The following is a 23,512-nucleotide window of genomic DNA, read 5'->3' as shown; positions in this document are numbered from 1 at the left end:
ACCCGAGCGCATATGGCATTGTGAAACTACTGTGACGGAAAATATCTGACGCTTCGTCGGATGGTTTTTCCACCGGTTTGGCGACAACGCGACTGTATCAGCGATTTAACATTCTTTTTCTATTCACGGTTGCACAATGTCGAATTGGCCCGGCTATAAATATTTGGAACTTTTGCGGAAGGCTCAAGATCAATAGACGGTGCCTGAAAAGAAGGACAGTGTCGGCTTCAGGATGGACGTGCGGTTTGGTCCTTCCTGGCGGACCGATGACAAGATTATTCGCGCAGCCGGGTCATGCCGAGCTGCGCTTTTCGTGCGTGCCAAATCAGAGCCCGCAGGAAACTTGCTTGGAGGGGGAGAACTTTTGCGAAAAGCCCGAGTCTATGTTTGCAAGCCTGGTCGTTTAGTTATGCAAGCCTCCTCCGAGCTTATCGAGGAGTGTTCATGCTAACCCAGGAAGAGGATCAGCAGCTCGTCGAGCGCGTTCAACGCGGCGACAAGCGAGCTTTCGATCTGCTAGTGCTGAAATATCAGCACAAAATTCTCGGGTTGATCGTGCGTTTCGTGCACGACACCCATGAAGCCCAAGATGTGGCACAGGAAGCTTTTATCAAGGCCTACCGCGCACTTGGAAATTTTCGCGGAGACAGCGCGTTTTATACGTGGCTTTACCGCATCGCCATCAACACGGCGAAGAACTATCTGGTTTCACGCGGCCGTCGGCCGCCGGATAGCGATGTCAGTTCCGAAGATGCAGAGTTCTACGATGGCGATCATGGCCTCAAGGATCTCGAGTCACCAGAGCGTGCGTTGCTGCGGGATGAGATCGAAGGCACCGTCCATCGAACCATCCAGCAACTGCCAGAAGATTTACGTACGGCGTTAACTTTACGTGAATTCGATGGTCTGAGTTACGAGGACATTGCAGCCGTCATGCAATGTCCGGTGGGTACCGTGCGCTCCCGGATTTTCCGCGCTCGGGAGGCCATCGATAAAGCCCTGCAGCCGTTGTTGCAGGAAAACTGAGACAGCGGCGATAGCCAAGAGAGGAACGCCATGAGTCGTGAAGCCCTGCAGGAATCGCTGTCCGCAGTGATGGATAACGAAGCGGACGAACTGGAATTGCGTCGGGTGTTGAATGCCTTTGACGATGTCGAAACCCGTGAAACCTGGGCTCGTTATCAAATCGCTCGGGCAGTTATGCACAAGGATTTGCTGCTTCCACGCTTGGACATCGCTGCGGCAGTTTCTGCTGCGTTGGCTGACGAAGCCGTACCGGCAAAAGCATCTCGCGGTCCATGGCGCAGCCTGGGTCGACTGGCCGTTGCTGCTTCGGTGACCGTTGCCGTACTGGCAGGTGTTCGTCTGTATAACCAGGACGAGATCGCTGGTGTTGAGCTGGCACAGCATTCCAGTCAACAAAGCCTGGTCGCTCCTCAAGTTAAAGGCCCAGCCGTATTAGCAGGCTACAATGAGAGTTCGGATGCCACTGGCCCTATGGCCAACGGCGTATTGCAAGGCCAGCCAGGTTGGCACGATCAGCGTCTGCCAGGCTACTTGCGCCAACATGCTCAACAGGCTGCACTGAAAGGTACTGAAAGCGCTCTGCCTTACGCTCGTGCAGCGAGCCTGGAAAACCGTTAAGGAGGATCATGCGCGCCATACCTCTACTTTCGCTTCTGCTCGGTGGCTGGTTTGTTGTTCCAGCCCATGCTGATGAAGCCCAGGACTGGTTGACACGCCTGGGCCAAGCCGAGCAACAGCAAAGCTTTCACGGCACTTTTGTTTACGAGCGTAACGGTAGTTTTTCTACCCATAACATCTGGCACCGCGTCCAGGATGGCAAGGTCCGAGAGCGTTTACTCCAGCTCGACGGCTCAGCGCAGGAAGTCGTGCGCATTGATGGGCATACTCAATGTGTCAGCGGCAACCTGATTGCAGGGCTTGGGGATTCTCCCAGCTCCGCTGCTCGTTCACTCGATCCACAAAAGCTGAAGAATTGGTACGACCTTGCCGTGATCGGCAAGTCGCGTGTGGCTGGGCGGGCGGCAGTGATCGTTTCACTGGTACCCCGTGATCAGCACCGATACGGTTTTGAACTGCATCTGGATAAAGAATCCGGCCTGCCCCTCAAGTCATTGCTGCTTAATGAGAAAGGGCAACTGCTGGAGCGATTCCAGTTCACGCAACTGGACACCGATGTACCGCCAGAAAGTGAATTGCAGCCGGGCCCCGACTGTAAAGCTATCGCCCTCGATAGCGACAAGGCTTCTGCCGCCAAGGTTGCGCAAGTCTGGCATTCGGATTGGCTACCGCCAGGTTTCGAATTGACCAGCAGCAACGCTCGCAAGGATCCTGAGACCAAGACCCAGGTCAACAGTCTGATGTATGACGATGGTCTGGCACGCTTCTCGGTGTTCCTTGAGCCGTTGAACGGTGCAACCGTCACCGACACTCGCACACAGCTAGGACCAACCGTTGCTGTATCGCGACGCTTGACGACTCCTCAAGGCGAGATAATGGTGACAGTAGTCGGCGAGATTCCAATAGGAACTGCTGAACGGATTGCGCTGTCCATGCGTACCGATGCCACTGCAGCAAAGTAGTGAGCTGATACCGAAATGTTTGGTGAGCATTTCAATTTGCAAAAAAACCTGAATTTTTCTATAGGTCAGAGCCTCACGGCTCTGGCCTTGTTTTGTTGTTCCCGGAACAAAAATACCGGCGTATCTTTCCCGGTGTTCCTTGCTCCATATCGCTTAACCATGCTCGTCGTAACGGGAGCCGTATGTCGATACCACGCTTGAAGTCTTATCTCTCCATTTTTGCCACCGTGCTGGTGCTCGGTCAGGCGGTCACTGCTCAAGCAGTCGAATTGCCTGACTTCACTCAACTGGTCGAGCAGGCCTCGCCTGCGGTGGTAAACATCAGTACCACGCAAAAACTGCCAGATCGCAAAGTTTCTGGCCAGATGCCTGATCTTGAAGGCTTGCCGCCCGCACTGCGTGAGTTCTTCGAACGGGGCATGCCGCAGCCGCGCTCACCTCGCGGTGATCGCCGTGAGGCGCAGTCCCTGGGCTCGGGGTTCATCATCTCGCCTGATGGCTACATCCTGACCAACAACCATGTGATCGCTGACGCTGACGAAATTCTCGTTCGCCTTGCCGATCGCAGTGAGTTGAAGGCCAAGCTGATCGGCACCGATCCGCGTTCCGACGTGGCATTACTGAAGATCGAAGGCAAAAACCTGCCGGTACTGAAACTCGGCAAATCCCAAGACCTGAAAGCCGGCCAGTGGGTTGTTGCCATCGGCTCGCCGTTCGGCTTCGATCACACGGTAACTCAAGGCATCGTCAGCGCCATCGGTCGCAGCCTGCCGAACGAGAACTATGTACCGTTCATCCAGACCGACGTGCCGATCAACCCGGGTAACTCCGGTGGCCCGCTGTTCAACCTGGCCGGTGAAGTGGTCGGGATCAACTCGCAGATCTACACCCGCTCCGGTGGCTTCATGGGCGTGTCGTTCGCGATTCCCATCGATGTCGCGATGGACGTTTCGAACCAGCTGAAAGCTGGTGGTAAAGTCAGCCGAGGCTGGCTGGGTGTGGTAATTCAGGAAGTGAGCAAGGATCTGGCCGAGTCTTTCGGTCTTGAGAAACCGGCCGGTGCGCTGGTGGCTCAGATCCAGGACGACGGCCCGGCAGCTAAAGGTGGTCTGCAGGTGGGCGACGTGATCTTGAGCATGAATGGTCAGCCGATCATCATGTCTGCTGATCTGCCGCATCTGGTCGGTGCACTGAAAGAAGGCGCCAAGGCCAATCTCGAAGTGATCCGTGATGGCAAACGCAAAAATGTCGAACTGACAGTGGGGGCGATCCCTGATGAGGGCGCGGAGCTGGATTCACCGCTTAAATCCGGTGCAGAAGCCAGCAGCAATCGTCTGGGTGTTGCCGTCGGCGATTTGACCGCTGAGCAGAAGAAGACCTATGACCTCAAGGGTGGGGTAGTTATCAAGGAGGTTCAAGACGGTCCAGCTGAACTGATCGGCTTGCAACCTGGCGATATCATCACTCACCTGAACAACCAGGCCATCAGTGACAGCAAGCAGTTCACTGAAATTGCCAAGGCGCTGCCGAAGAACCGCTCGGTTTCAATGCGTGTTCTGCGTCAAGGTCGTGCCAGCTTCATCACCTTCAAACTGGCTGAATAAACCGGTAGATGGCTGAATAAGAAACCGCCTCGAAAGAGGCGGTTTTTTTGTGCGCGTAATTCAGGTTCCCTGTGAGCTTCAGCCCATCATGTCCTTGATCATGCGCTCCTGCTCCATCAACTCGCGTTGGCGCGCATCGATGCGCGAAGACAACGGGAAGTTGGTACCCGCCTTGCGTTTGGCGAAATCCAGTTGCTGGATGGCCTGACGGTAATCCCCAACCAGGGCAAAGTACTCCGCACGCGCCTGATGCAGGCCAATGATATTGCCCGACAGGCCGCGAGTCTCGGCCACCTGATACCAGACATCTGGATCGTCCGGGCGCGACTTGAGCAGGCCTTCAAGTGCCTTTTCAGCGTCGGCGGTGCGGTTCTGTTTCAGCAACAGATCCACGCGCACTTGGTTCAACGGATAGTTGCCGGGGTACTGGGTGAGCATCCGGTCGACCCGCGTCTGTGCATCGGGCAGGCGGTTGTTGGTGATGTCCAGATCGACCTGTGCCAGGTTGTAGATGATCTCGTTCGGCGACTTGGCCAACAGCAGCTTGAGGTTCTCCCGTGCTTCATTGAGCTGGCCGCCTTTAATCTGGGCAATCGCCAAACCATACCGCGCGACGTCGCTGCTCGGGTTCTCATCGAGTTGCGCGCGGAAACGTTTGGCCCCCAGTCCCGGGGTTTCTTCATAGATCAGTTGGACGCGTGCACGAATCAGCTGATACCGCATCGTATCTTCGATACCGCCCGGTTTAGCTTGTTCTGCCCGGTTGCGGGTGTCGGCGATACGCGATTCGGTTACCGGGTGAGTCAGCAGAAATTCCGGTGGTTTGGCATCGAAGCGATATTGGCGCATCAACCGCTCGAACATGGTCGGCATCGACCGTGGGTCGTAACCGGCCTTTTCCAGATTGAGGATACCGATGCGGTCGGCTTCCTGTTCGTTCTGGCGCGAGAAACGTCGCTGTTCCTGAATGGCTGCTGCCTGAGTACCGGCAATCGCCGCGATCCCCGCGTCACCAGCGCCGGCCGCCGCAATCACGATACCGGCCAGCAGGGCCGCCATCATCGGTACTTGCATGCGCTGTTGCGCTTCAACGCCACGGGCAAAATGGCGTTGTGACAAGTGAGCCAATTCGTGGGCCAGTACCGACGCGTATTCGCCCTCGGTCTGCGCATTGAGGAACAGTCCACCGTTGACCCCGACGATCCCGCCCGGCGCCGCAAAGGCGTTGAGCTGTGGGCTGTTGATCAGGATGAACTCCAGGCGCCGGTCATTGACCTGGCTGGTCTCAACCAGTCGGTAAACACTGGATTCGACGTAATCCTTGAGCTGCGGATCGTTGAGCTGCTTGACCTGGCTGCGCAACAGCGCCAGCCATGCGCGGCCCAGTTGGTATTCCTGTTGCGGCGAGACGATGGCAGAACTGGCGTCGCCGAGTGACGGCAAGTCGTCAGCGAAGCCCGGTGAGGCGAGCAGGCAAGCGAGCGTCAGCAGGGTAGGGCGCAAAAAAGTCATGCACAAAGCCTTAGTCGACAAAGAGCTTACTGTAGCCGGACACTTGGCTTGGGACCAGATATTCTAGGCAACTCCACCACCTGACCCGGAGTGACGCAATGACCGATGCTGTAGCCCATGACGCCGAACTGGACGCCAGTGGCCTCAATTGCCCCTTGCCCTTGCTCAAGGCCAAGCTGGAGCTTAATCGGCTGGCCAGTGGCGCTGTGCTCAAGGTCACCGCGACAGATGCCGGCTCCCAGCGCGACTTTCGCACCTTTGCCCGATTGGCCGGTCATACGCTGCTTCGCGAAGAAGATGAGGCGGGTATTTACCGCTATTGGTTGAAAAAGGCCTGAACCTGCTGCGTTCATTTCTAAGGATTATTGATGTTCAAGGTGTTACGCGACTGGATCCAGCGCTACTTTTCCGACGAAGAAGCCGTGGTGCTGGCGGTTCTGCTGTTTCTGGCATTTAGCGCCGTCCTCACGTTGGGTGGCATGCTCGCACCGGTGCTGGCCGGGATGGTGCTGGCGTATCTGATGCAAGGCCTGGTCCTCACGCTCGAGCGCCTGCGCGTTCCGGGCGCTGTCGCGGTCGGGCTGGTCTTTGCATTGTTCATGGGCGTTTTGCTGGTCTTCATCGTTGTCGTGGTGCCGTTGCTTTGGCATCAACTGATCACGCTGTTCAATGAACTGCCCGGCATGCTCGCCAAGTGGCAATCGCTACTGTTGCTGCTGCCTGAGCGTTATCCGCATCTGGTGTCCGATGAGCAGGTGTTGCAGGCCATCGAATTGGCGCGGGGCGAGATCGGCAAGTTTGGACAGTGGGCGCTGACCTTTTCGCTGTCGAGTCTGCCGCTGCTGGTGAACATCATGATCTACCTGGTCCTGGTACCGATCCTGGTGTTCTTCTTCCTCAAGGACCGGGAGATGATCGGCCAGTGGGTGCTTGGTTACCTGCCGCGTGAGCGCACGCTGATCACACGGGTTGCCCATGAGATGAACCGGCAAATCGCCAACTACATTCGCGGCAAGGTCATCGAGATTGTCATTTGCGGTGGTGTGACTTACATCGGCTTCGTTGTTATGGGGCTCAACTACGCGGCGCTGCTGGCATTGCTGGTGGGCGTGTCGGTGGTGGTGCCGTATGTCGGGGCGGTAGTGGTGACGGTTCCGGTGATGCTGATCGCATTGTTCCAGTGGGGCTGGAGTGATCAGTTCATCTATTTGATGGCGGTCTACGGAGTCATTCAGACCCTGGACGGCAACGTGCTGGTGCCGCTGCTGTTCTCGGAGGCGGTCAACCTGCACCCGGTGGCGATCATCTGCGCAGTACTGTTGTTTGGCGGGTTGTGGGGCTTCTGGGGGGTATTCTTTGCGATTCCCCTGGCGACGCTGTTCAAGGCTGTGCTCGATGCGTGGCCGCGCAAGGAGCCGATAGTGGCGCCGCTGCTTTAACGCTCAGCCCTGATTCTTCATTGAGGCTGAGCGTTTCTTCGCGGGCTTGCCCGCGAAGGCGTAATAACAGGCAACAGATGGATCAGGCCTTGTTCAGTGCCTGCGCCGCAGCCAAAACAGCATCCACATGCCCTGGGACCTTGACGCCACGCCATTCCTGGCGCAGCACGCCATCCTTGTCGATCAGGAAAGTGCTGCGATCAACGCCCATGTATTCCTTGCCATACAGCTTCTTCAGCTTGATCACATCGAACAACTGGCACAGCGCTTCTTCCTTGTCGCTGATCAGCTCGAAGGTGAACGCCTGCTTGGCCTTGAAGTTTTCGTGGGATTTGAGGCTGTCACGGGACACACCGAATACTTCGGTGTTGGCCGCCTTAAAGGCTTCAAGTTGATCGCGAAAGCCTTGCCCCTGAGTCGTGCAGCCCGGCGTACTGTCCTTCGGATAAAAGTAGATCACCACTTGCTTGCCCTTGAGGCTTGCGAGGCTGATGGTCTGCCCGCTGGTGGCGGGTGCTTCGAAGTCGGCAACCGGTTGCTCGATGGCAACGGCCATGAAAGCTTCCTTACATTGGGTTTTGTGGGCGCCACGGTTCGATCAGGGCGTCGAGGTTCAGCGCATCGGCGAAATCCAGGAACTGATCGCGCAGCCAGCTGATCTGTACGCCAGCAGGCAAGGTCACGGTAAACGTGGCATTGAGCATGGTGCCGCCGGTTTGCGGCGCCTGGTATGTGTCGCACGTCAGGTTTTCCAGTTCGACGTTGTGGTCCATGAAGAACTGGCAGAGCTCGTTGATAATGTCCGAGCGATAGGCTGAGCTGACGTAAGCAACGTATGGCAAGGCCTGTGGACGGTTCTCCAGGGCTGCACTGCGCACCACGTTAACGGTGAAGGCGTGCTTTTTGGCGAGGCTCGACAGGCTGCCTTCCAGGCGCGCCAAGGCGTCCCAGCTGCCGGAGATCTCAAGGACCAACGCGCTGCACTCGCCATGACGGGTCAGGCGAGAGGTGACCACGGCGCAGCGATTTTCATGGCTGGCGCGGCACAGGACGTTAGTCAGCTCCATGGGGTTGGCGCCGAGGGCACTGATGACAAGGAATTGTTCGCGAACTGTGGGGGTGGACATGCAGCATTCCTAAAGCGATGAGCGGTCGATACCTTAATGGGCTTTTTTACCGGGGACGAGCCTGCGGATGCGAATTCAGAAAACCCGAGCCGGAAGGTTGCAACCTGCTCCAGAGTGGCAGGAACGAGGGGTGGCAACGCTGGATCGGGGCTTGTGATGCCGAAAATGAAGGCTGGAACCCGGCGTACGAGCTTATCAGTACCGATCAAAGTCTGAAGGGTAGCGAAAAGCAGCGCCAAGGGGAATGGCAGCAGCGCAGTACTTCGCTTGTACAAGCATCTTGGCGCCAGTACCATTACGGCTCTCTTTTTCCGGCAGGAGCGGTTGCATGATTGCGGGCAGTATGGTGGCACTGGTCACACCCATGGATGCACAAGGTCGTCTCGACTGGGACAGCCTGAGCAAACTGGTGGACTTTCACCTGCAAAACGGCACCCACGCCATCGTGGCGGTCGGCACCACAGGTGAATCGGCCACCCTTGACGTGAACGAACACATCGAAGTGATTCGTTACGTGGTGAAGCAGGTTGCAGGGCGCATTCCGGTGATCGCCGGTACCGGCGCCAACTCGACTCGCGAAGCCATCGAGCTGACCACCAATGCGAAGACCGCCGGCGCCGACGCTTGCCTGCTGGTCACTCCGTATTACAACAAGCCGACCCAGGAAGGCTTGTACCAGCACTTCAAGGCCATCGCCGAAGCCGTCGACATTCCGCAGATCCTGTACAACGTGCCGGGCCGCACGGCGTGCGACATGCTGACTGAAACCGTGATCCGCCTGTCTACCGTGAAAAACATCATCGGCATCAAGGAAGCCACCGGCGACCTGAGCCGTGCCAAAGCCATCATCGATGGTGTCAGCAAAGACTTCCTGGTTCTGTCTGGTGACGACGCCACCGCAGTCGAACTGATCCTGCTCGGCGGCAAAGGCAACATCTCGGTGACCGCCAACGTTGCCCCGCGCGACATGGCCGACCTGTGCAACGCTGCCCTGAAAGGCGATGCCGTTACGGCCCGCGCGATTCACGAAAAGCTGATGCCGCTCAATAAAACCCTGTTTATCGAATCCAACCCTATCCCCGTGAAATGGGCTCTGCATGAAATGGGCTTGATGCCGGACGGTATCCGTCTGCCGCTCACCTGGCTCAGCGCTGCCTGTCACGAACCGCTGCGGCAGGCCATGCGCCAGTCCGGCGTACTGGTTTAATTGAGGAAGCACTACGCATGAAGCGATTGGCCGGACTTTCCGCACTTGCCTTGATTATCTCCAGCACCAGTGGCTGTGGATGGGTCTGGGGCCCGGAAGGTTATTTCCGTGACCGTGGTAGCGATTACCTGGAAGCGCAACAGACTGCACCCATGCAATTGCCGCCGGACGTCAGCACCGCCAAACGTCTGGACCCGCTGCTGCCTATTCCGCGTAACGTCGCTGATGACACCGTCAAGGGCGAATACGTCGTGCCGCGTCCGCAGCCGTTATCGGCCGGGGCCGACGCTACCGGGTATTCCCTGCAAAAAACCGGTGATTCGCGCTGGATCGTTGCCCAGAATCCACCCGCTGAAGTCTGGCCAGTGGCCGTGCAATTCTTCCAGGACAACGGTTTCCGTCTGGACGAACAGCGTCCGCAAACCGGTGAATTCACCACCACCTGGCAACATTCCGACGAACTGTCTGCAGCGATGGCCAAACGCCTGAGCGCAGCCGGCGTCGCCACCGACAGCCAAACCCGCATTCGAGTGCGTATTGAGCCGGGCGTGCAACGCAACACCAGTGAAGTCTATGTGGTCAGCGCCGAGCGTCCTGCTGGCAGCTCCGCCGATGTGGCCTTCACCAACCGTTCGGTCAACACTGGCCTGGACGCAGCACTGGTCGACGACATGCTCGCGAGCATGAGCCGCACTTCTGAGAAGGGCGGTTCTGTTTCGATGCTGGCTTCGCGTGATTTCGATACGCCAAGCCGTGTCAGCCTGAGCGAAGACGGCAGCGGCAACCCAGTACTCAACGTGGGTAATGACCTGGACCGTGCTTGGTCAAGCGTCGGTCGTGCGTTGGAACAAGGCGAATGGCGCGTTGAAGACATCAACCGCAGCCTGGGCCTGTACTACATCAACCTTTCCGAAAAAGCCGAGAAGAAAGACGAGAAGCCTGGCTTCCTCAGCGGCCTGTTTGGCAGTGCGCCGAGCAAGGAAGAAGTTGAAGCCCGTGCCGAGCGTTATCAGGTTCGCCTGAGCAAGGTTGGCGACAACGTCCAGGTCACCGTCGAGAAAAACATCAACACCGTGGCGCCGGCAGAAGTGGCGCGCAAAGTGTTGAGCGTGATTCAGGACAACCTGGGCTGATCACATGCGTTTTGCCGTTCTCGGCAGCGGTAGCCAAGGGAACGGCACGCTGATAGCCAGCGCTGATACCTATGTACTGGTCGATTGTGGTTTCTCCCTGCGGGAAACCGAAAAACGCCTGCTGCGACTGGGTGTGAACCCGGCTCAGCTGAGCGCGATACTCGTGACCCACGAACATGCCGACCACGTGCATGGCGTGGGTTTGCTGTCTCGGCGCTACAATCTGCCTGTCTACCTCAGTCGCGGGACCCTGCGCGGGATGCGCAAACCGATCGAACCGGCTGGCCTTTTGGCTGGCGGCGAGCAACTGCAGATCGGAGCACTGAGTATCGGGGTCATAGCCGTGGCCCACGATGCCCAGGAGCCGACGCAGTACGTCTTCAGCGATGGTGAGCGGCGCTTCGGCCTGCTGACCGATCTGGGCTCGTATTGCAACAAGGTGCTGGACGGCTATCGGGACCTCGATGCGTTGATGATCGAGTCCAATCATTGCCGTGACATGCTCGCTCGTGGTCACTACCCGTACTTTTTGAAGCAGCGGGTAGGCGGTGAACTGGGACATTTGAACAACCATCAGGCGGCATTCCTGGTGGCCGAGTTGGGCTGGCAAGGCCTGCAACATCTGGTCCTGGCCCATCTGAGCAGCAAGAACAACCTGCCGCAGCTGGCCCGGCAATGTTTTGTCGACACCCTCGGGTGCGACCCGGACTGGCTGCAACTGGCCGATCAAGATTCAGGGCTCGACTGGCGACACATCGCCTAGCCCACCTACTTAGCAAGCGGAGCCCATCATGGAAAAACGTGAAGAACTCTACCGCGGCAAAGCCAAATCGGTTTTCAAGACCGACGACGCTGACCGCTTGATCCTGCTGTTTCGCAACGACACCTCGGCGTTCGACGGCAAGCGCATCGAGCAGCTCGACCGCAAAGGCATGGTGAACAACAAGTTCAACGCCTTCATCATGCAGAAACTCGAAGCGGCCGGCGTGCCGACCCAGTTCGACAAACTGTTGGGCGACAACGAATGCCTGGTGAAAAAACTCGACATGATCCCGGTCGAGTGCGTCGTGCGTAACTATGCCGCTGGCAGCCTGGTCAAGCGTCTAGGCGTCGAAGAAGGCATGAAGCTCAACCCTTACACCTTCGAACTGTTCCTGAAGGACGACGCCAAGGGCGACCCGTTCATCAACGAATCCCATGTCGTGGCCTTCGGTTGGGGCACCGCCGAGCAACTGGTTCGCATGAAAGAACTGTCGCTCAAGGTCAACGAAGTCCTGAGCAAACTGTTCGACGACGCCGGCCTGCTGCTGGTCGACTTCAAACTGGAATTCGGCGTGTTCTCCGACGGCTCCATCGTCCTGGGCGACGAATTCAGCCCGGACGGCTGCCGTCTGTGGGACAAGGCTACCGGCAAGAAAATGGACAAGGACCGCTTCCGTCAGGGCCTCGGTGATGTCATCGAAGCCTACGAAGAAGTCGCCAATCGTCTCGGCGTACCGCTTTAATCGACGCAAGCATCTGATAGCACGGAAAAATTTCGCTTAGGGGGTTCGCTTCCGGCAAAAGTGTTGTTATGATGCGCGCCGTTGGAGAGATGCCAGAGTGGCCGAATGGGACGGATTCGAAATCCGTTGTACCTTCACCGGTACCTAGGGTTCGAATCCCTATCTCTCCGCCATTACATAGAAAAAGCCCCGTAACTGAAAAGTTACGGGGCTTTTTCGTTTCTGGTGGTTTGGTTATTCATCTCGACGAGCGGTCAGGGCAGAGCAGGCAGATCCCCCTCATTAGCTATCATGCATAAAGAGCTAATTCACCGGATGGCGGGGCAGACCATGAACAGATGGCGACGGCTTTGGTTGATTATCAAGCTGATGGCAGCCGTTGCGGCCTGTGTCGCCGTCGCTATTCAGGCTTTTCTCTACATGCTGGATAGCCCCGACGCAGCGCAAATTCATCCTTTGAGCATTGTGGTTGCCGGGCTGATTTTTGGCTTCATCACCTTTGGCGTTCTTTCACTGATTGAAATCGTGCTCTTGGGGCTTGTAGGCTTTTTCCTCCCCAGCACTCCTCCACCTCCTGCAACACCTGAGAGCGATGAAGGGCTTTCGCCGCAAGGCCCACTGGCTCTGCAATCTGACGACCCGGCTCATCAGAAAAATCTGTGAATCGACGTTTTTCAGCCTCAGAAAAAAACGTTGTGGACGGATCCTACAGAGAGAATTCCGGGCTTACGCAACGGTGCGAATCTTCTTACTTCGTACGCAGATACGTCCGAGATTGATCGAGGGTATATTCGATTTGTAGCGAAGGCCCGGATATAGACGTCGAGGTCACGCAAATAACCGAACGTGGCACACCATCTGATGGTTGTTCGTTTAATCGAAGATTTATTCCCTCAAGGAAGAGGTGGCGATGTACAACGGCGGTGAAGAAAATTTTCAGAATGGCGATCAGCCCGGGGATGTCGCGAGGTTAGCCAATGCCTAGGGATATTCATCTGGATACAGGGCGGTTAGCCAATATTTTCAAGGCGCGAATAAAAAATACCGGGTGCCCATTCTGTGAGCACGATGAGTGGGAATTGCCACTCCAGGCCGGTGCAACAGGTGTCGGATTGCCTTGGGCGCGTGGCCAGGAGTATTTACGTTTTGGTACGCCGGCGGTGATGCTTAACTGCAAGCATTGTGGGTTTATACGTCTGCATTCGCTCAATGCTCTGGCAAATATCATCGTCCAGGACGAGTGTAAAACCAGTGTGCTGGAGGTCAGCGATGAGTGAGCCTTTTGTGCTGGTAAACCTTGATGAGCATTACCCCGATCGTTTCCCTGGCAGCAAAAAAAACGGCAGTGACGATAATGGAAGAAGACCACCAGGTCCTCCAGGAGAAAACCCGATGGAACCGCGTGTATCCCAACTTGAGACACATATCGAATACGTGCGGCGGGACCTCGGCGACCTTCGCGTGGAGTTTCGTGAGCACCGTAAAGAATCTCAAACGGATTTTTGTGAACACCGCAAAGAAGCTCGTACGGATTTTCGTGAGCACCGTAAAGAGGCCCGTACGGATTTTCGCTTACTGTTCAGCGCGTTGATCACCACTGCATTGGGCTTGGCAGCCATGATGGGAAAAGGGTTTGGGTGGTTGTAAACGAACGCGAAAAGAAAACCGGTGAAATGCCGGTTTTTTTGTGCAGTTTGCTGGCACCTGAATTCTTTGGCTCTAGAGGTCGATTGCCCCTCAGAACGAAGGCGGCGTGATCACCCAAATGACCACTGCGTCCACCTCTCCGGGATTCCCATACCGATGCGGCTCCTGGCTGGAAAAGCTGAAACTGTCGCCTTCACTCAACTGAAAATAGCGCTCTCCCACCCACAACTCAAAACTGCCCGACAGCAAATATCCAGCTTCTTCACCTTCATGGCTATAACTCTGCTGACTGTAAGTCCCCGGCGGAAACCTCGAGTGCAGCATCTCCAGCTGCCGATTCGGCTGTGGTGTCAGCAGCTGATCCACAATCCCGTCTTCGTAATGCACGCTCATTCGCGTGTTTTTGCGCACCACCACCCCGTTGTCCTCAGGCGCGGTATTGCCCTCACTGGCGAAGAACCACTGAATGGTCACGCCCAAACTACGAGCGATGTTGAACAGCGCCGGAATAGAGGGATAAGCCAGGTTCCGTTCCAGCTGACTGATATAGCCCGCCGTCAACTCACTCATCTGCGCCAGTTCGGCCAGGGTCATGCCCCGACGTTTACGCAACCCACGAATCCGTGTGCCGAGGAAATGCGGTTCTGCCGCTGCGCTGTCCTGGGTGGGCGCGCTGCTGGCAGGCGGCATCTTGCTGCTGTTGCTCATGGCGTGCTCCAAACCGGGGATCTGTAAAAGCCCCGGAGTATAAAACAGCCTCAAAGCTCCCAGGCGACTTTCAAACCTTCGTAGATGGCTTCTTCGGCGGTGCGCGGGGCGAGGCAGTCGCCGATGCGCCGGAACTCCACCAGGCCTTGTAGCTCGGCGCCCAGCGTATCGACCGGTTGATGGCCTTGGCAGAGCACGAGTGTGTCGATGTTTTCGAAGAGCATCGGTTCACCGCTGGCAGTGTGCTGCAGGTAAACGGTGTTGTCGTCGCAGCCATACAGGCGCGCGTAAGGCGTGATCGGGATGCCGAGTTTGTGCAGTTCACCAGCTAGTTGGTCGCGCACGTACAGCGGCAGGTTTTCCCCACAATGGGTACCGTTGACGGCCAGTTGTACCTGGTGCCCGGCGCGGACCAGACGTTCAGCGATGCCGGGTCCGATCCAGTCACAGCGCCAGTCGACCACCACCACCGAACGGCCGATCTGCACTTCATCGCGCAATACTTGCCAGGCGTCCACCACCTGCAATTCACCGCCGCGCTCGAACGCTGGCCAATACGGTTCGGCACCGGTGGCGACGATCACCATGTCCGGCCGTTCGCGTTCGACCAGCGCCCGGTCCACTCGGGTGTTGCGCACGATACGCACGCCGGCCAGTTCCATTTCCCGTTGCAGGTTGGTGCTGGCACCACCGAATTCAGCACGTCGAGGTAACAACTGCGCGAGCAATACCTGGCCACCGAGTTGAGAGCCGGCTTCGTAGAGCGTGACGTCATGTCCGCGCTGAGCAGCGACAGCGGCAGCTTTCATCCCGGCCGGGCCACCGCCAGCGACCATGATGCGTTTGCGTTGTTTCGTCAGTTGCCGCTGGCCAAAGATCAGTTCGCGTCCGGTCTCCGGATGCTGGATGCAGGAGATTGGCAGGCCTTTGTGAAAGTGGCCGATGCACGCCTGATTGCAGGCGATACAGGCGCGCACATCTTCGACGTGGCCGGTATCGGTTTTGTTGGGCATTTGCGGGTCGCAGATCAGGGCACGGGTCATACCACAAACATCGGCCTGACCGCGCGCCAGAATCAGTTCGGCTTCCTGCGGTTGGTTGATGCGCCCGGTGACGAACAGCGGAATCGACAGACTGGCCTTGAAGGTCCCAGCTTCCTTGGCCAGATACGCCGCTTCGATCGCCATCGGCGGCACGATGTGTACGGCGCCGCCCAACGAAGCCGAGGTCCCGGCGACGATGTGCACGTAATCAAGCGTCGTTTGCAGCGATTGCACGGCGGACAGTGATTCGTCCTCGGTCAGGCCTTCAGGGTCGCGTTCATCGGCGGAAATACGCAGGCCGATGATGAACTGGTCATCAGTGTTGGCGCGCACCGCCGCGATCACTTCACGCAGGAAACGCAGACGTTGCTCCAGCTCGCCGTTGTAGCCATCGGTGCGACGGTTGACCCGTGGGTTGATGAATTGCGCCGGCAGGTAACCGTGACTGGCGACCACTTCCACGCCGTCGATCCCGGCCTGATACAAGCGTCGAGCCGCCGCACCGTAACCGGCGACGATCTCATCGATCATTGCTTGATCGAGCGCACGCGGCATCACTCGAAAGCGTTCGTTGGGCACCGCCGAAGGCGAGTAAGCGACGGCCAGCAGGCCATCACTGGACTCCATGATCTCACGCCCCGGATGGAAGATTTGCGACAGCACAACCGTGCCATGCGCATGGCAACTTTCGGCGATTTTGCGATAGCCCTCGATGCAGGCGTCGTCAGTGGCCATCAGCACATGCGAGGTGTACCGCGCGCTGTCATGCACACCGGCCACTTGCAGCACGATCAGCCCGACGCCGCCTTCGGCACGCGCAGTGTGGTAGGCGATCAGTTGCTCGTTGACCAGGTTGTCGGTGGGCATCGAGGTGTCGTGACCGCTGGACATGATGCGGTTTTTCAGCCGTTTGCCACGTAGCTGCAAGGGTTCGAACAGGTGCGCAAAAGCAGGGGACGAGGTCGGCATGGTGCGGGTACTCCAGGCAGGCTGAAGCCGAAAGGCCGGGTTTTCGGCGTTGTTATTATTTGCCTATAGAAATTTACCTTCAGTAAAAAATCAACTTGTTTTTTTACTGTGGCTCGCAGTAGATTCATTTGGCGCCCGCATCTGGGGCGAACCTCACAACAATAAAAAGGGCCACGTCGGCGTTCAGTCGTATGGCACCTGCAAGAGGAACCACTGATGAAATCGAACACGCTCAAGCACGGTTTCTTGATGCTGTCCCTGGCCATGGGCCTTGGCAGCGCTCAGGCAGCACCGGACATGGTGGTGGTGGGTTATGGCGGTGCCGGCCAGAAAGCCCAGGATGTGGCGTTTTTCCAGCCGTTCAGCGCGGCAGATCACAGCAAGCTGATCCAGAGCGAATACAACGGTGAGATGGCCCGGATCAAAGTGATGGTCGACACCGGCAACGCCGATTGGGACGTGGTGCAGATCGAAGGCCCGGACCTGATGCGCGGTTGCGACGAAGGCATGTACGAAAAACTTGACTGGAAAACCCTGGGGCGCGCCGAGCAGTTGATTCCCGAGGCGGCGCAGACGTGCGGTTCGGCGGCGCTGGTGTGGAGCGTGGCGATTGCCTATGACACGCAGAAACTGGCGCAAGCTCCGACCTCATGGGCCGACTTCTGGGATGTGCAGAAAATCCCCGGTAAACGCGGGCTGCGTAAACGCGCGGTGTACAACCTGGAATTCGCCTTGCTGGCCGACGGCGTGAAGGTCGAGGACGTGTATTCAGTGTTGAGCACGCCGCAGGGTGTCGACCGCGCCTTCGCCAAACTCACCGAACTCAAACCCTACATCCAGTGGTGGGAAGCTGGCGCGCAACCGGCGCAATGGCTGACGGCCGGGGATGTGGTGATGACCTCCACTTACAGCGGACGCGTGGCGGCTGCCGCGCAAAATGGCAGCCACCTCGGGCTGGTGTGGCCGGGCAGCCTGTATGGCATGGATTATTGGGCAATCATCAAGGGCTCCAAACACGTCGATCAGGCCAAGCGCTTCATTGCCTTCGCCAATCAGCCGGACGCCCAGGTCAAGTATGTCGAGCAGATCCCTTATGGCCCGACCAATACCGAAGCCGCCGCCCGACTGGACGCCAAGCTGGCGCAATGGGTGCCCACTGCGCCGCAAAACCTCAAGGGTGCGCTGTCGATGGACGTGGCGTTCTGGGTCGATCACGGCGAAGAACTTGAAGAACGCTTCAACGCCTGGGCCAGCAAGTAGTCGCAAACGGCTGGACGTTTGAAAGCGTCCAGCCTTACGGCCTTGCGCGGTCGATCAGCCTGGAGAACCAAAACAATGAACGAGATCGCTACCCCTTTGCGCAGCGCCACGGAACAAAAGCTGCGAGAGGAGCTGGCCGCCTGTTACCGATTGATCGCGCACTTTCGCATGACTGATCTGATCTTCACCCATATCTCGGTGCGCCTGCCGGGGCCTGACCATCATTTCCTGATCAATCCATATGGGCTGATGTTCGATGAAATCACTGCGTCCAATCTGGTGAAGATCGGTCTTGATGGCCGGGCCGTCGAATCGTCGCCGTACCCGGTGAATCCGGCAGGGTTTGTGATTCACAGCGCCATTCACGCTGCGCGTGAAGATGCGCAGTGCGTGCTGCACACCCACACCAAATCCGGTTGTGCCGTCGCCGCGTTGAAATGCGGATTGCTGCCGGTGAACCAGATTTCCATGGAGTTCTACGGACGGGTCGCTTACCACGACTATGAAGGTGTGGCGCTGGACATGAGCGAGCAGCAACGTCTGGTGCAAGACCTTGGCGACAAATCGGTGCTGATGCTGCGCAACCACGGTTTGCTGACTGTCGGAGAGACTGTGAACCAGGCGTTTTTGCGCATGTATTACCTGGAGAAAGCCTGCGAAATCCAGCTCGCCGCGCAAGCCGCCGGTGAGTTGGTATTGCCGCCCGCCGAGGTGTGCGAACACACCGAGCGTCAGTTCAACGACCCCGGCCGTCCGCTGGACGAAGGCGAGTTGAGCGACCCGGACGCCATGCAATTGGTTTGGGCCGCGTTGTTGCGATTGCTGGATCGGGTGGCGCCGGGTTATCGGGATTGACCCGTGGCCCTGCATTTGTGGGGCTGGCGCCATCGCGAGCAGGCTCGCTCCCACAGGGTTTTGCGGCTGGCGCGAATACCAAGTGCCCCCGGATTAATTGTGGGAGCGAGCCTGCTCGCGATGGCGGCAACTCGGTCCCATGAGGTATGCAACTGCTGGAGACTTGCCACGCTCTTGCTGTACAGTCGTTCAGCCCGCAGGCTTTACCGCCGTGTCCCTAACGATTGATCCACTGAGAGTATCGCGCATGAGTCAGGAAGCCCGTTTTTCCCGCATGGAGCCGGAGTTGCGCAAGGCCAACCTGATCGAAGCGACGCTGGTGTGCCTCAAGCGTCATGGTTTTCAGGGCGCTTCTATCCGCAAGATTTCCGCCGAGGCCGGGGTTTCGGTCGGGTTGATCAGCCACCACTATTCCGGCAAGGATGAACTGGTCGCCGAGGCCTACCGAGCGATTACGGGGCGGGTCATGAGCCTGTTGCGCGACGCGATGGAGAAGGCCGCGCCGACGGCCCGCGAACGATTGTCAGCGTTCTTTCGCGGTTCGTTTTCGGCCGAGTTGCTCGACCCGCAACTGATCGATGCCTGGCTGGCATTCTGGGGCGCGGTGCGCACGGCCGAGTCGATCAACCTCGCGCACGAACATTCCTACGGCGAGTACCGTGGGATCTTGCGCAAGGTGCTGACCGAGTTGGCACAGGAAGAGGGCTGGGAGAACTTCGACGCCGATCTGGCCGCCATCAGCCTCAGTGCGTTGCTCGACGGCTTGTGGCTGGAATCGGGCCTCAACCCCGGCACCTTCACCCCGGAGCAAGGCATTCAGATTTGCGAAGCCTGGGTCGACGGATTGCAGGCCGGTGGTCGCCAACGGTTTTGCGTCCAGACGACGGGCTGTTGATCGCTCGTTCAGCTGTCGATACTCTCTGGCGCCACGGCAACAAAACACTCTAATAAGAAACACGCCTTCGGGCATTTGCGGGACACCTAGCGATGATTCCTCGGGTACTGATCGTCGATGACGATCCGCTGATTCGCGAACTGCTGCACGCCTACCTGTCCCAGGAAGGTTACGAAGTGCATTGCGCCGCCACGGCCGAATTGGCCGACACCTTCCTGGCGAGCCAGACCGTCGATCTGGTGATGCTCGATATCCGCCTGCCCGGCAAGGACGGCCTGACCCTGACCCGGGAGCTGCGAGTGCGTTCCGAGGTCGGGATCATTCTGATCACCGGGCGCAACGATGAAATTGATCGTATCGTCGGCCTTGAATGCGGCGCCGATGACTACGTGATCAAACCGCTCAACCCTCGCGAACTGGTGTCCCGGGCGAAAAACCTGATCCGCCGGGTTCGCCACGCGCAGACGCCGCAACCGGTCGCGGCTGTTGCCAAGCCCGTCAAACAATTCGCTGATTGGGCGCTGGACACCGACCGCCGGCGGCTCATCGACCCCACCGGCAGCGAAACCCTGTTGACCCACGGCGAGTATCAATTGCTCAGCGTGTTCCTGCGCAACAGCGGGCACACCTTGAGCCGCGATCAGTTGATGGACCAGATCCGTAATCGCGAATGGGTGCCCAACGATCGCTCCATCGACGTGCTGGTCGGGCGCTTGCGGCGCAAACTGCACGACGACCCGGCCGAGCCGCAACTGATCATCACCATCCACGGCGCCGGGTATCTGTTCACCGCCAGCGTGGCGGCCTGAGTCTGATGTGGCAGGTGTTTGCGCTGCTGCTGGCGCTGATCGCCAACAGCGCGATGGCCGCCGAGAACATTCGCTACTGCGACTATCCGGTGTATCCGCCGATCTCCTGGAGCGACGGCAAACAAGTGCGCGGCCTGGCCCCAAGCGTGGTGAAAAACCTCTTCGGCCGTCTGGGCTATGACGTCGAAATCGTCGTGCTGGGCAACTGGAAACGTTGCCTGCTCGATGTCGCCGAAGGCCGGGTCGATGTGGCCCTGGCCTACAGCACCGCGCAACGGGAACAGAGCATGATTTTTTCGACGGTGCCTGTGCTGCGCGAAGAAGTCGCGCTGTTCATCAACCGTCAGCACCCGGTGAAATTTGATCGTCTGCAAGACCTGGCCAATTACCGGGGCGGGCTGTTGTTCGGCGAAAGCTACGGCGTCGAATTCGACCGTTTGGTTGCCCAGCAACAGAACATCGAATGGGTCTCCGACAGCCGCCAGAACTTCGGCAAACTGATTCGCGGGCGCATCGATTTCATCACCTCGGAACGGCGCACCGGTCAGTTGTACGTCGAAAACCTGCCGGGCGCGCAAGACATTGTCGCGTTGCCCAATGCCTTGAGCGTCGATTACCTGCGGGTTGCGGTTTCGCGCAAATCCCCGCTGGCCAGCCGCATGCCGGAGATCGACGTGCAATTGCAGCGCATGGTCAGCAGCGGGGAGGTCGAGCGCTTGCTCAACGAAAGCGAAGTCACCTACCGCGACATGATCAACCTGCCGGCCAATTCCAAATGATCCGCGCCCGGCCTGGCGGACTGTTGCGGCGTCTGCTGCTGTTCATTCTGTTGTTCAGCCTGTGCTTCACCGTGCTGGCGAGCACCGTGCAGTTGTACTTCGAATACCGGCGCGAGATGCGCGACATCGACTCGCGCATGGAGCTGATCCGCGCCGGTTATCTGGCCAGCCTGGAGCGCAGTCTCTGGGACTTGAACCAGGAACAATTGAACGTGCAGTTGCGCGGTCTGGTGGACTTCTCCGACGTGGCGCGGGTGCACCTGATCAGCCCCGATTTCGATCTGCTGCAAGGCAACGCCGACCCGGTCGGGCCACTGCGCATCGAGCGTTTCGAGCTGGACTATAAACCGCCGTCCGGGCCTTTGCGGCATCTGGGGCAATTGGAGGTCAGCACCGATCTGGGCGCCGTGCATCAGCGTTTGTACGCCACCGGATTGACCAGCCTGCTGTGGATGAGCGTGTTTCTGTGCGGTTTGGCGGTGGCGTTGTCGGGGCTGTTTTACCGCTTGGTCACCCGGCACCTGCAAGTCATGGCCGAATTTGCCCGGCGCATCGCTGCCGGTGATTGGCACGAGCCCTTGCATCTGGACAAGCGGCGCAGCGCGAACGAAGACGAAATCGACACCGTGGCTCATGCCCTGGACGACATGCGCCGGGCGATTCTCAGTGACATTGAACGACGGGAAACCGATCGACTGGCCTTGCAGAACAACCGCGATGAATTGCTGCGAATGGTCGAACGTCGCACCGCCAGCCTGATGCGCGCCAAGGACGAAGCCGAGGCGGCCAACCTCGCCAAGTCGCGTTTCCTGGCGACCATGAGCCACGAATTGCGCACACCGCTCAACGGCATTCTCGGCATGGCCCAATTGCTGCGCGGCGCGAATCTGGATGAGCGCGATGGCAAACGTCTGGATGCGCTGTACAAGGCCGGCGAAGGGTTGTTGTCGATTCTCAATGAAGTGCTGTATTTCGCTCGACTGGAAGAGGGCGTCAGTCACCCGGAACCGGTGGATTTCTCGCTCAGGCATTTGCTCGACGAAGTGCTGACCCTGCTTGAGCCGCGCGCGCTGAGCAATGACACGACGCTGCACTGCCGAGTTGATCCGCAGGTTGCTGTCAGGCATCACGGTGCCGAGCAATTCCTGCGTCAGGTGCTGAGCAACTTGCTGGCTAACGCGATCAAATTCACCGAGGGCGGCGAGGTTCGCGTCGATGTGGCGTTGCTGACGCCCGCTCCCGGGCAGGCCGGGCAACGGCTGCGATTGAGCGTGACGGACAACGGCATCGGCATTGCCCAGGCGGTGCAGGAAAAGATTTTCGAGCGCTTCACCCAGGCCAGCGACGAGGTGGCGCAACGCTTTGGCGGAACCGGTCTCGGGTTAGCCATCAGCAAGCATCTGGTGGAGCAACTGGGCGGGCAGATCGGTGTTGAAAGTGAAGTCGGGCAGGGCAGTTGTTTCTGGTTCGAAGTGACGCTGCATCCGGGTATCGCCGGTTTGGCCGACGTGGCGATCCACCGCGAACCGGGTCGTGCGCTGAATGTTCTGGTGGTCGAGGACGTGGCGTTGAACCGTGAAGTGGTCAGCGGTTTGTTACAAGGGGACGGGCATCGGGTCTGGCTTGCAGAGGAGGGCGAACAGGCGCTGATCCACTGCGCCGCGCAGACCTTCGATTTGATTTTGCTCGATGTGCATCTGCCGGGCATCAGCGGTGTCGAGTTGTGCAAACTGATCCGCAACACCGAGGGGCCGAATCGTCACGGCCGCATTTTCGCCCTGACCGCCAGCGTGCAGCCGGCATTGGTACGCAGCTATCTGGATGCCGGGATGGATGGCATCCTCGCCAAACCCCTGAAGCTCGACAATCTGCGCCAGGCCTTGGCCGGACAAGCGCTTTTGCCTGCGCCGCAAAGGGCGGATGAGGCGATGGACTGGCCGTTGCTGGACACGCATCGCACCTTGCTCGGCGAACAAAAACTTCAGGGCTTGCTGGCAGTGTTGCGCGACGCGATCACGCAGCATCGCGATGCACTCAAGGAAGCGATCGAGGCCGACGATTGCACCGAAGTCGCTCACCTTGCCCATCGCCTGGCCGGCAGCAGCGACTCATTGGGTTTTCGGGCATTGGCCAATGTCCTGCGTGCGCTGGAAGAGGCGGCGCGGGTCAACGATGAGTCGGCAGTGCGCGCATTGGCGGCGCAGGTTCAGGCGCATTTGCAACGTTCGCAACAGACGCTGGCCGAGCTGCTGCACACCTGACGTACAAGTTCGTTACGACTTTTTACAACTTCGATCTTTACGGTCAACCGGACCTTACATGGTCTTCCAATAATCGAGGCAACCGCCACCGCGCGGTCTTCGAAGCTTATTGGAGATAATAATAATGAACTGCCGTAAAGCTGATCCTTTCTC

At 58.4% G+C, this 23,512-nt stretch carries 24 protein-coding genes and 1 tRNA gene; 20 read left to right on the top strand and 5 right to left on the bottom strand.

The window, feature by feature from the left end; all coding sequences use genetic code 11:
* Window positions 1–444: 444 nt before the first annotated feature.
* The 4 genes from rpoE (at window position 445) to ACM6I0_RS29470 (ending at window position 4,210) form a co-directional block, all read left to right on the top strand.
* A complete protein-coding gene (rpoE, locus tag ACM6I0_RS29485) occupies window positions 445–1,026 on the top strand; it encodes an RNA polymerase sigma factor RpoE (protein WP_007944079.1) in 582 nt (193 codons plus the stop codon).
* A 30-nt stretch (window positions 1,027–1,056) separates the two neighbouring features.
* Window positions 1,057–1,644: a sigma-E factor negative regulatory protein gene (locus ACM6I0_RS29480; protein ID WP_285430090.1), complete on the top strand. Its 588-nt coding sequence runs from the start codon at window positions 1,057–1,059 to the stop codon at window positions 1,642–1,644.
* Between the two features lie 8 nt (window positions 1,645–1,652).
* Window positions 1,653–2,606, top strand: a complete 954-nt coding sequence (locus ACM6I0_RS29475; protein ID WP_414923914.1) for a MucB/RseB C-terminal domain-containing protein — start codon at window positions 1,653–1,655, stop codon at window positions 2,604–2,606.
* A 182-nt stretch (window positions 2,607–2,788) separates the two neighbouring features.
* Window positions 2,789–4,210 carry a DegQ family serine endoprotease gene (locus tag ACM6I0_RS29470; RefSeq protein ID WP_285430087.1) on the top strand — a complete coding sequence of 474 codons (1,422 nt, stop codon included), beginning with the start codon at window positions 2,789–2,791 and terminating at the stop codon, window positions 4,208–4,210.
* A gap of 78 nt (window positions 4,211–4,288) precedes the next feature.
* Here ACM6I0_RS29470 and ACM6I0_RS29465 read toward each other — a convergent pair whose 3' ends face one another.
* Window positions 4,289–5,722: a M48 family metalloprotease gene (locus ACM6I0_RS29465; RefSeq protein ID WP_222590149.1), complete on the bottom strand. Its 1,434-nt coding sequence runs from the start codon at window positions 5,720–5,722 to the stop codon at window positions 4,289–4,291.
* A 98-nt stretch (window positions 5,723–5,820) separates the two neighbouring features.
* On the opposite strand from ACM6I0_RS29465, the gene ACM6I0_RS29460 reads away from it, so the two are divergent.
* Both ACM6I0_RS29460 and ACM6I0_RS29455 read left to right on the top strand, forming a co-directional pair.
* Window positions 5,821–6,060 (top strand): sulfurtransferase TusA family protein, encoded by a 240-nt coding sequence (locus tag ACM6I0_RS29460; protein WP_090181214.1) that lies wholly within the window; start codon window positions 5,821–5,823, stop codon window positions 6,058–6,060.
* 30 nt (window positions 6,061–6,090) lie between these two features.
* Window positions 6,091–7,161 carry an AI-2E family transporter gene (locus tag ACM6I0_RS29455; RefSeq protein WP_285430085.1) on the top strand — a complete coding sequence of 357 codons (1,071 nt, stop codon included), beginning with the start codon at window positions 6,091–6,093 and terminating at the stop codon, window positions 7,159–7,161.
* 82 nt (window positions 7,162–7,243) lie between these two features.
* Here ACM6I0_RS29455 and ACM6I0_RS29450 read toward each other — a convergent pair whose 3' ends face one another.
* Both ACM6I0_RS29450 and ACM6I0_RS29445 read right to left on the bottom strand, forming a co-directional pair.
* Window positions 7,244–7,717: a peroxiredoxin gene (locus ACM6I0_RS29450; protein WP_414923913.1), complete on the bottom strand. Its 474-nt coding sequence runs from the start codon at window positions 7,715–7,717 to the stop codon at window positions 7,244–7,246.
* Between the two features lie 10 nt (window positions 7,718–7,727).
* On the bottom strand, window positions 7,728–8,288 hold the full coding sequence (locus ACM6I0_RS29445) for a glycine cleavage system protein R (protein ID WP_019692529.1): 561 nt from the start codon (window positions 8,286–8,288) through the stop codon (window positions 7,728–7,730).
* Window positions 8,289–8,616: 328 nt separating this feature from the next.
* Here ACM6I0_RS29445 and dapA point away from each other — a divergent pair, with 328 nt between their 5' ends.
* The 8 genes from dapA (at window position 8,617) to ACM6I0_RS29405 (ending at window position 13,780) form a co-directional block, all read left to right on the top strand.
* The gene (gene dapA, locus ACM6I0_RS29440) at window positions 8,617–9,495 is read left to right on the top strand and encodes a 4-hydroxy-tetrahydrodipicolinate synthase (RefSeq protein ID WP_090181221.1); all 879 of its coding nucleotides are present in this window, start codon (window positions 8,617–8,619) and stop codon (window positions 9,493–9,495) included.
* Window positions 9,496–9,512: 17 nt separating this feature from the next.
* A complete protein-coding gene (bamC, locus tag ACM6I0_RS29435) occupies window positions 9,513–10,628 on the top strand; it encodes an outer membrane protein assembly factor BamC (protein WP_414923912.1) in 1,116 nt (371 codons plus the stop codon).
* A gap of 4 nt (window positions 10,629–10,632) precedes the next feature.
* A complete protein-coding gene (locus ACM6I0_RS29430; RefSeq protein WP_414923911.1) occupies window positions 10,633–11,391 on the top strand; it encodes an MBL fold metallo-hydrolase in 759 nt (252 codons plus the stop codon).
* A gap of 28 nt (window positions 11,392–11,419) precedes the next feature.
* Window positions 11,420–12,133, top strand: coding sequence for a phosphoribosylaminoimidazolesuccinocarboxamide synthase (gene purC, locus ACM6I0_RS29425; RefSeq protein ID WP_008034929.1), 714 nt, complete (start codon window positions 11,420–11,422; stop codon window positions 12,131–12,133).
* Window positions 12,134–12,216: 83 nt separating this feature from the next.
* Window positions 12,217–12,306, top strand: a tRNA-Ser gene (locus ACM6I0_RS29420).
* 157 nt (window positions 12,307–12,463) lie between these two features.
* Window positions 12,464–12,796, top strand: coding sequence for a hypothetical protein (locus ACM6I0_RS29415; RefSeq protein WP_285430016.1), 333 nt, complete (start codon window positions 12,464–12,466; stop codon window positions 12,794–12,796).
* Between the two features lie 314 nt (window positions 12,797–13,110).
* On the top strand, window positions 13,111–13,410 hold the full coding sequence (locus ACM6I0_RS29410) for a hypothetical protein (RefSeq protein WP_090181246.1): 300 nt from the start codon (window positions 13,111–13,113) through the stop codon (window positions 13,408–13,410).
* Window positions 13,403–13,780, top strand: a complete 378-nt coding sequence (locus ACM6I0_RS29405; RefSeq protein ID WP_285430014.1) for a hypothetical protein — start codon at window positions 13,403–13,405, stop codon at window positions 13,778–13,780. Before ACM6I0_RS29410 ends, ACM6I0_RS29405 begins: the two co-directional genes overlap by 8 nt.
* A gap of 90 nt (window positions 13,781–13,870) precedes the next feature.
* Here ACM6I0_RS29405 and ACM6I0_RS29400 read toward each other — a convergent pair whose 3' ends face one another.
* Window positions 13,871–14,470: a cupin domain-containing protein gene (locus tag ACM6I0_RS29400; protein ID WP_285430381.1), complete on the bottom strand. Its 600-nt coding sequence runs from the start codon at window positions 14,468–14,470 to the stop codon at window positions 13,871–13,873.
* Window positions 14,471–14,538: 68 nt separating this feature from the next.
* On the bottom strand, window positions 14,539–16,500 hold the full coding sequence (locus ACM6I0_RS29395; RefSeq protein ID WP_414923910.1) for an FAD-dependent oxidoreductase: 1,962 nt from the start codon (window positions 16,498–16,500) through the stop codon (window positions 14,539–14,541).
* Between the two features lie 216 nt (window positions 16,501–16,716).
* Between ACM6I0_RS29395 and ACM6I0_RS29390 the strand changes: the two genes are divergently transcribed.
* The 6 genes from ACM6I0_RS29390 (at window position 16,717) to ACM6I0_RS29365 (ending at window position 23,359) form a co-directional block, all read left to right on the top strand.
* On the top strand, window positions 16,717–17,760 hold the full coding sequence (locus ACM6I0_RS29390; RefSeq protein WP_414923909.1) for an ABC transporter substrate-binding protein: 1,044 nt from the start codon (window positions 16,717–16,719) through the stop codon (window positions 17,758–17,760).
* A 75-nt stretch (window positions 17,761–17,835) separates the two neighbouring features.
* Window positions 17,836–18,615 carry a class II aldolase/adducin family protein gene (locus ACM6I0_RS29385; RefSeq protein WP_414923908.1) on the top strand — a complete coding sequence of 260 codons (780 nt, stop codon included), beginning with the start codon at window positions 17,836–17,838 and terminating at the stop codon, window positions 18,613–18,615.
* 247 nt (window positions 18,616–18,862) lie between these two features.
* Window positions 18,863–19,510: a TetR family transcriptional regulator C-terminal domain-containing protein gene (locus tag ACM6I0_RS29380; RefSeq protein WP_090181253.1), complete on the top strand. Its 648-nt coding sequence runs from the start codon at window positions 18,863–18,865 to the stop codon at window positions 19,508–19,510.
* Window positions 19,511–19,602: 92 nt separating this feature from the next.
* Complete coding sequence (locus ACM6I0_RS29375; protein WP_285430008.1) at window positions 19,603–20,319, top strand: response regulator; 717 nt, start codon at window positions 19,603–19,605, stop codon at window positions 20,317–20,319.
* A 5-nt stretch (window positions 20,320–20,324) separates the two neighbouring features.
* Complete coding sequence (locus tag ACM6I0_RS29370; protein WP_414923907.1) at window positions 20,325–21,098, top strand: substrate-binding periplasmic protein; 774 nt, start codon at window positions 20,325–20,327, stop codon at window positions 21,096–21,098.
* Window positions 21,095–23,359 (top strand): ATP-binding protein, encoded by a 2,265-nt coding sequence (locus ACM6I0_RS29365; RefSeq protein WP_414923906.1) that lies wholly within the window; start codon window positions 21,095–21,097, stop codon window positions 23,357–23,359. The genes ACM6I0_RS29370 and ACM6I0_RS29365 overlap by 4 nt, the downstream gene beginning before the upstream one ends.
* Window positions 23,360–23,512: the final 153 nt, after the last annotated feature.

This window comes from Pseudomonas sp. IT-P294, assembly GCF_949767865.1.
Taxonomy (GTDB): Bacteria; Pseudomonadota; Gammaproteobacteria; order Pseudomonadales; family Pseudomonadaceae; genus Aquipseudomonas.
The sequence above is the reverse complement of the archived record's forward strand: the minus strand, read 5'-3'. Positions and strand labels throughout refer to the sequence as shown.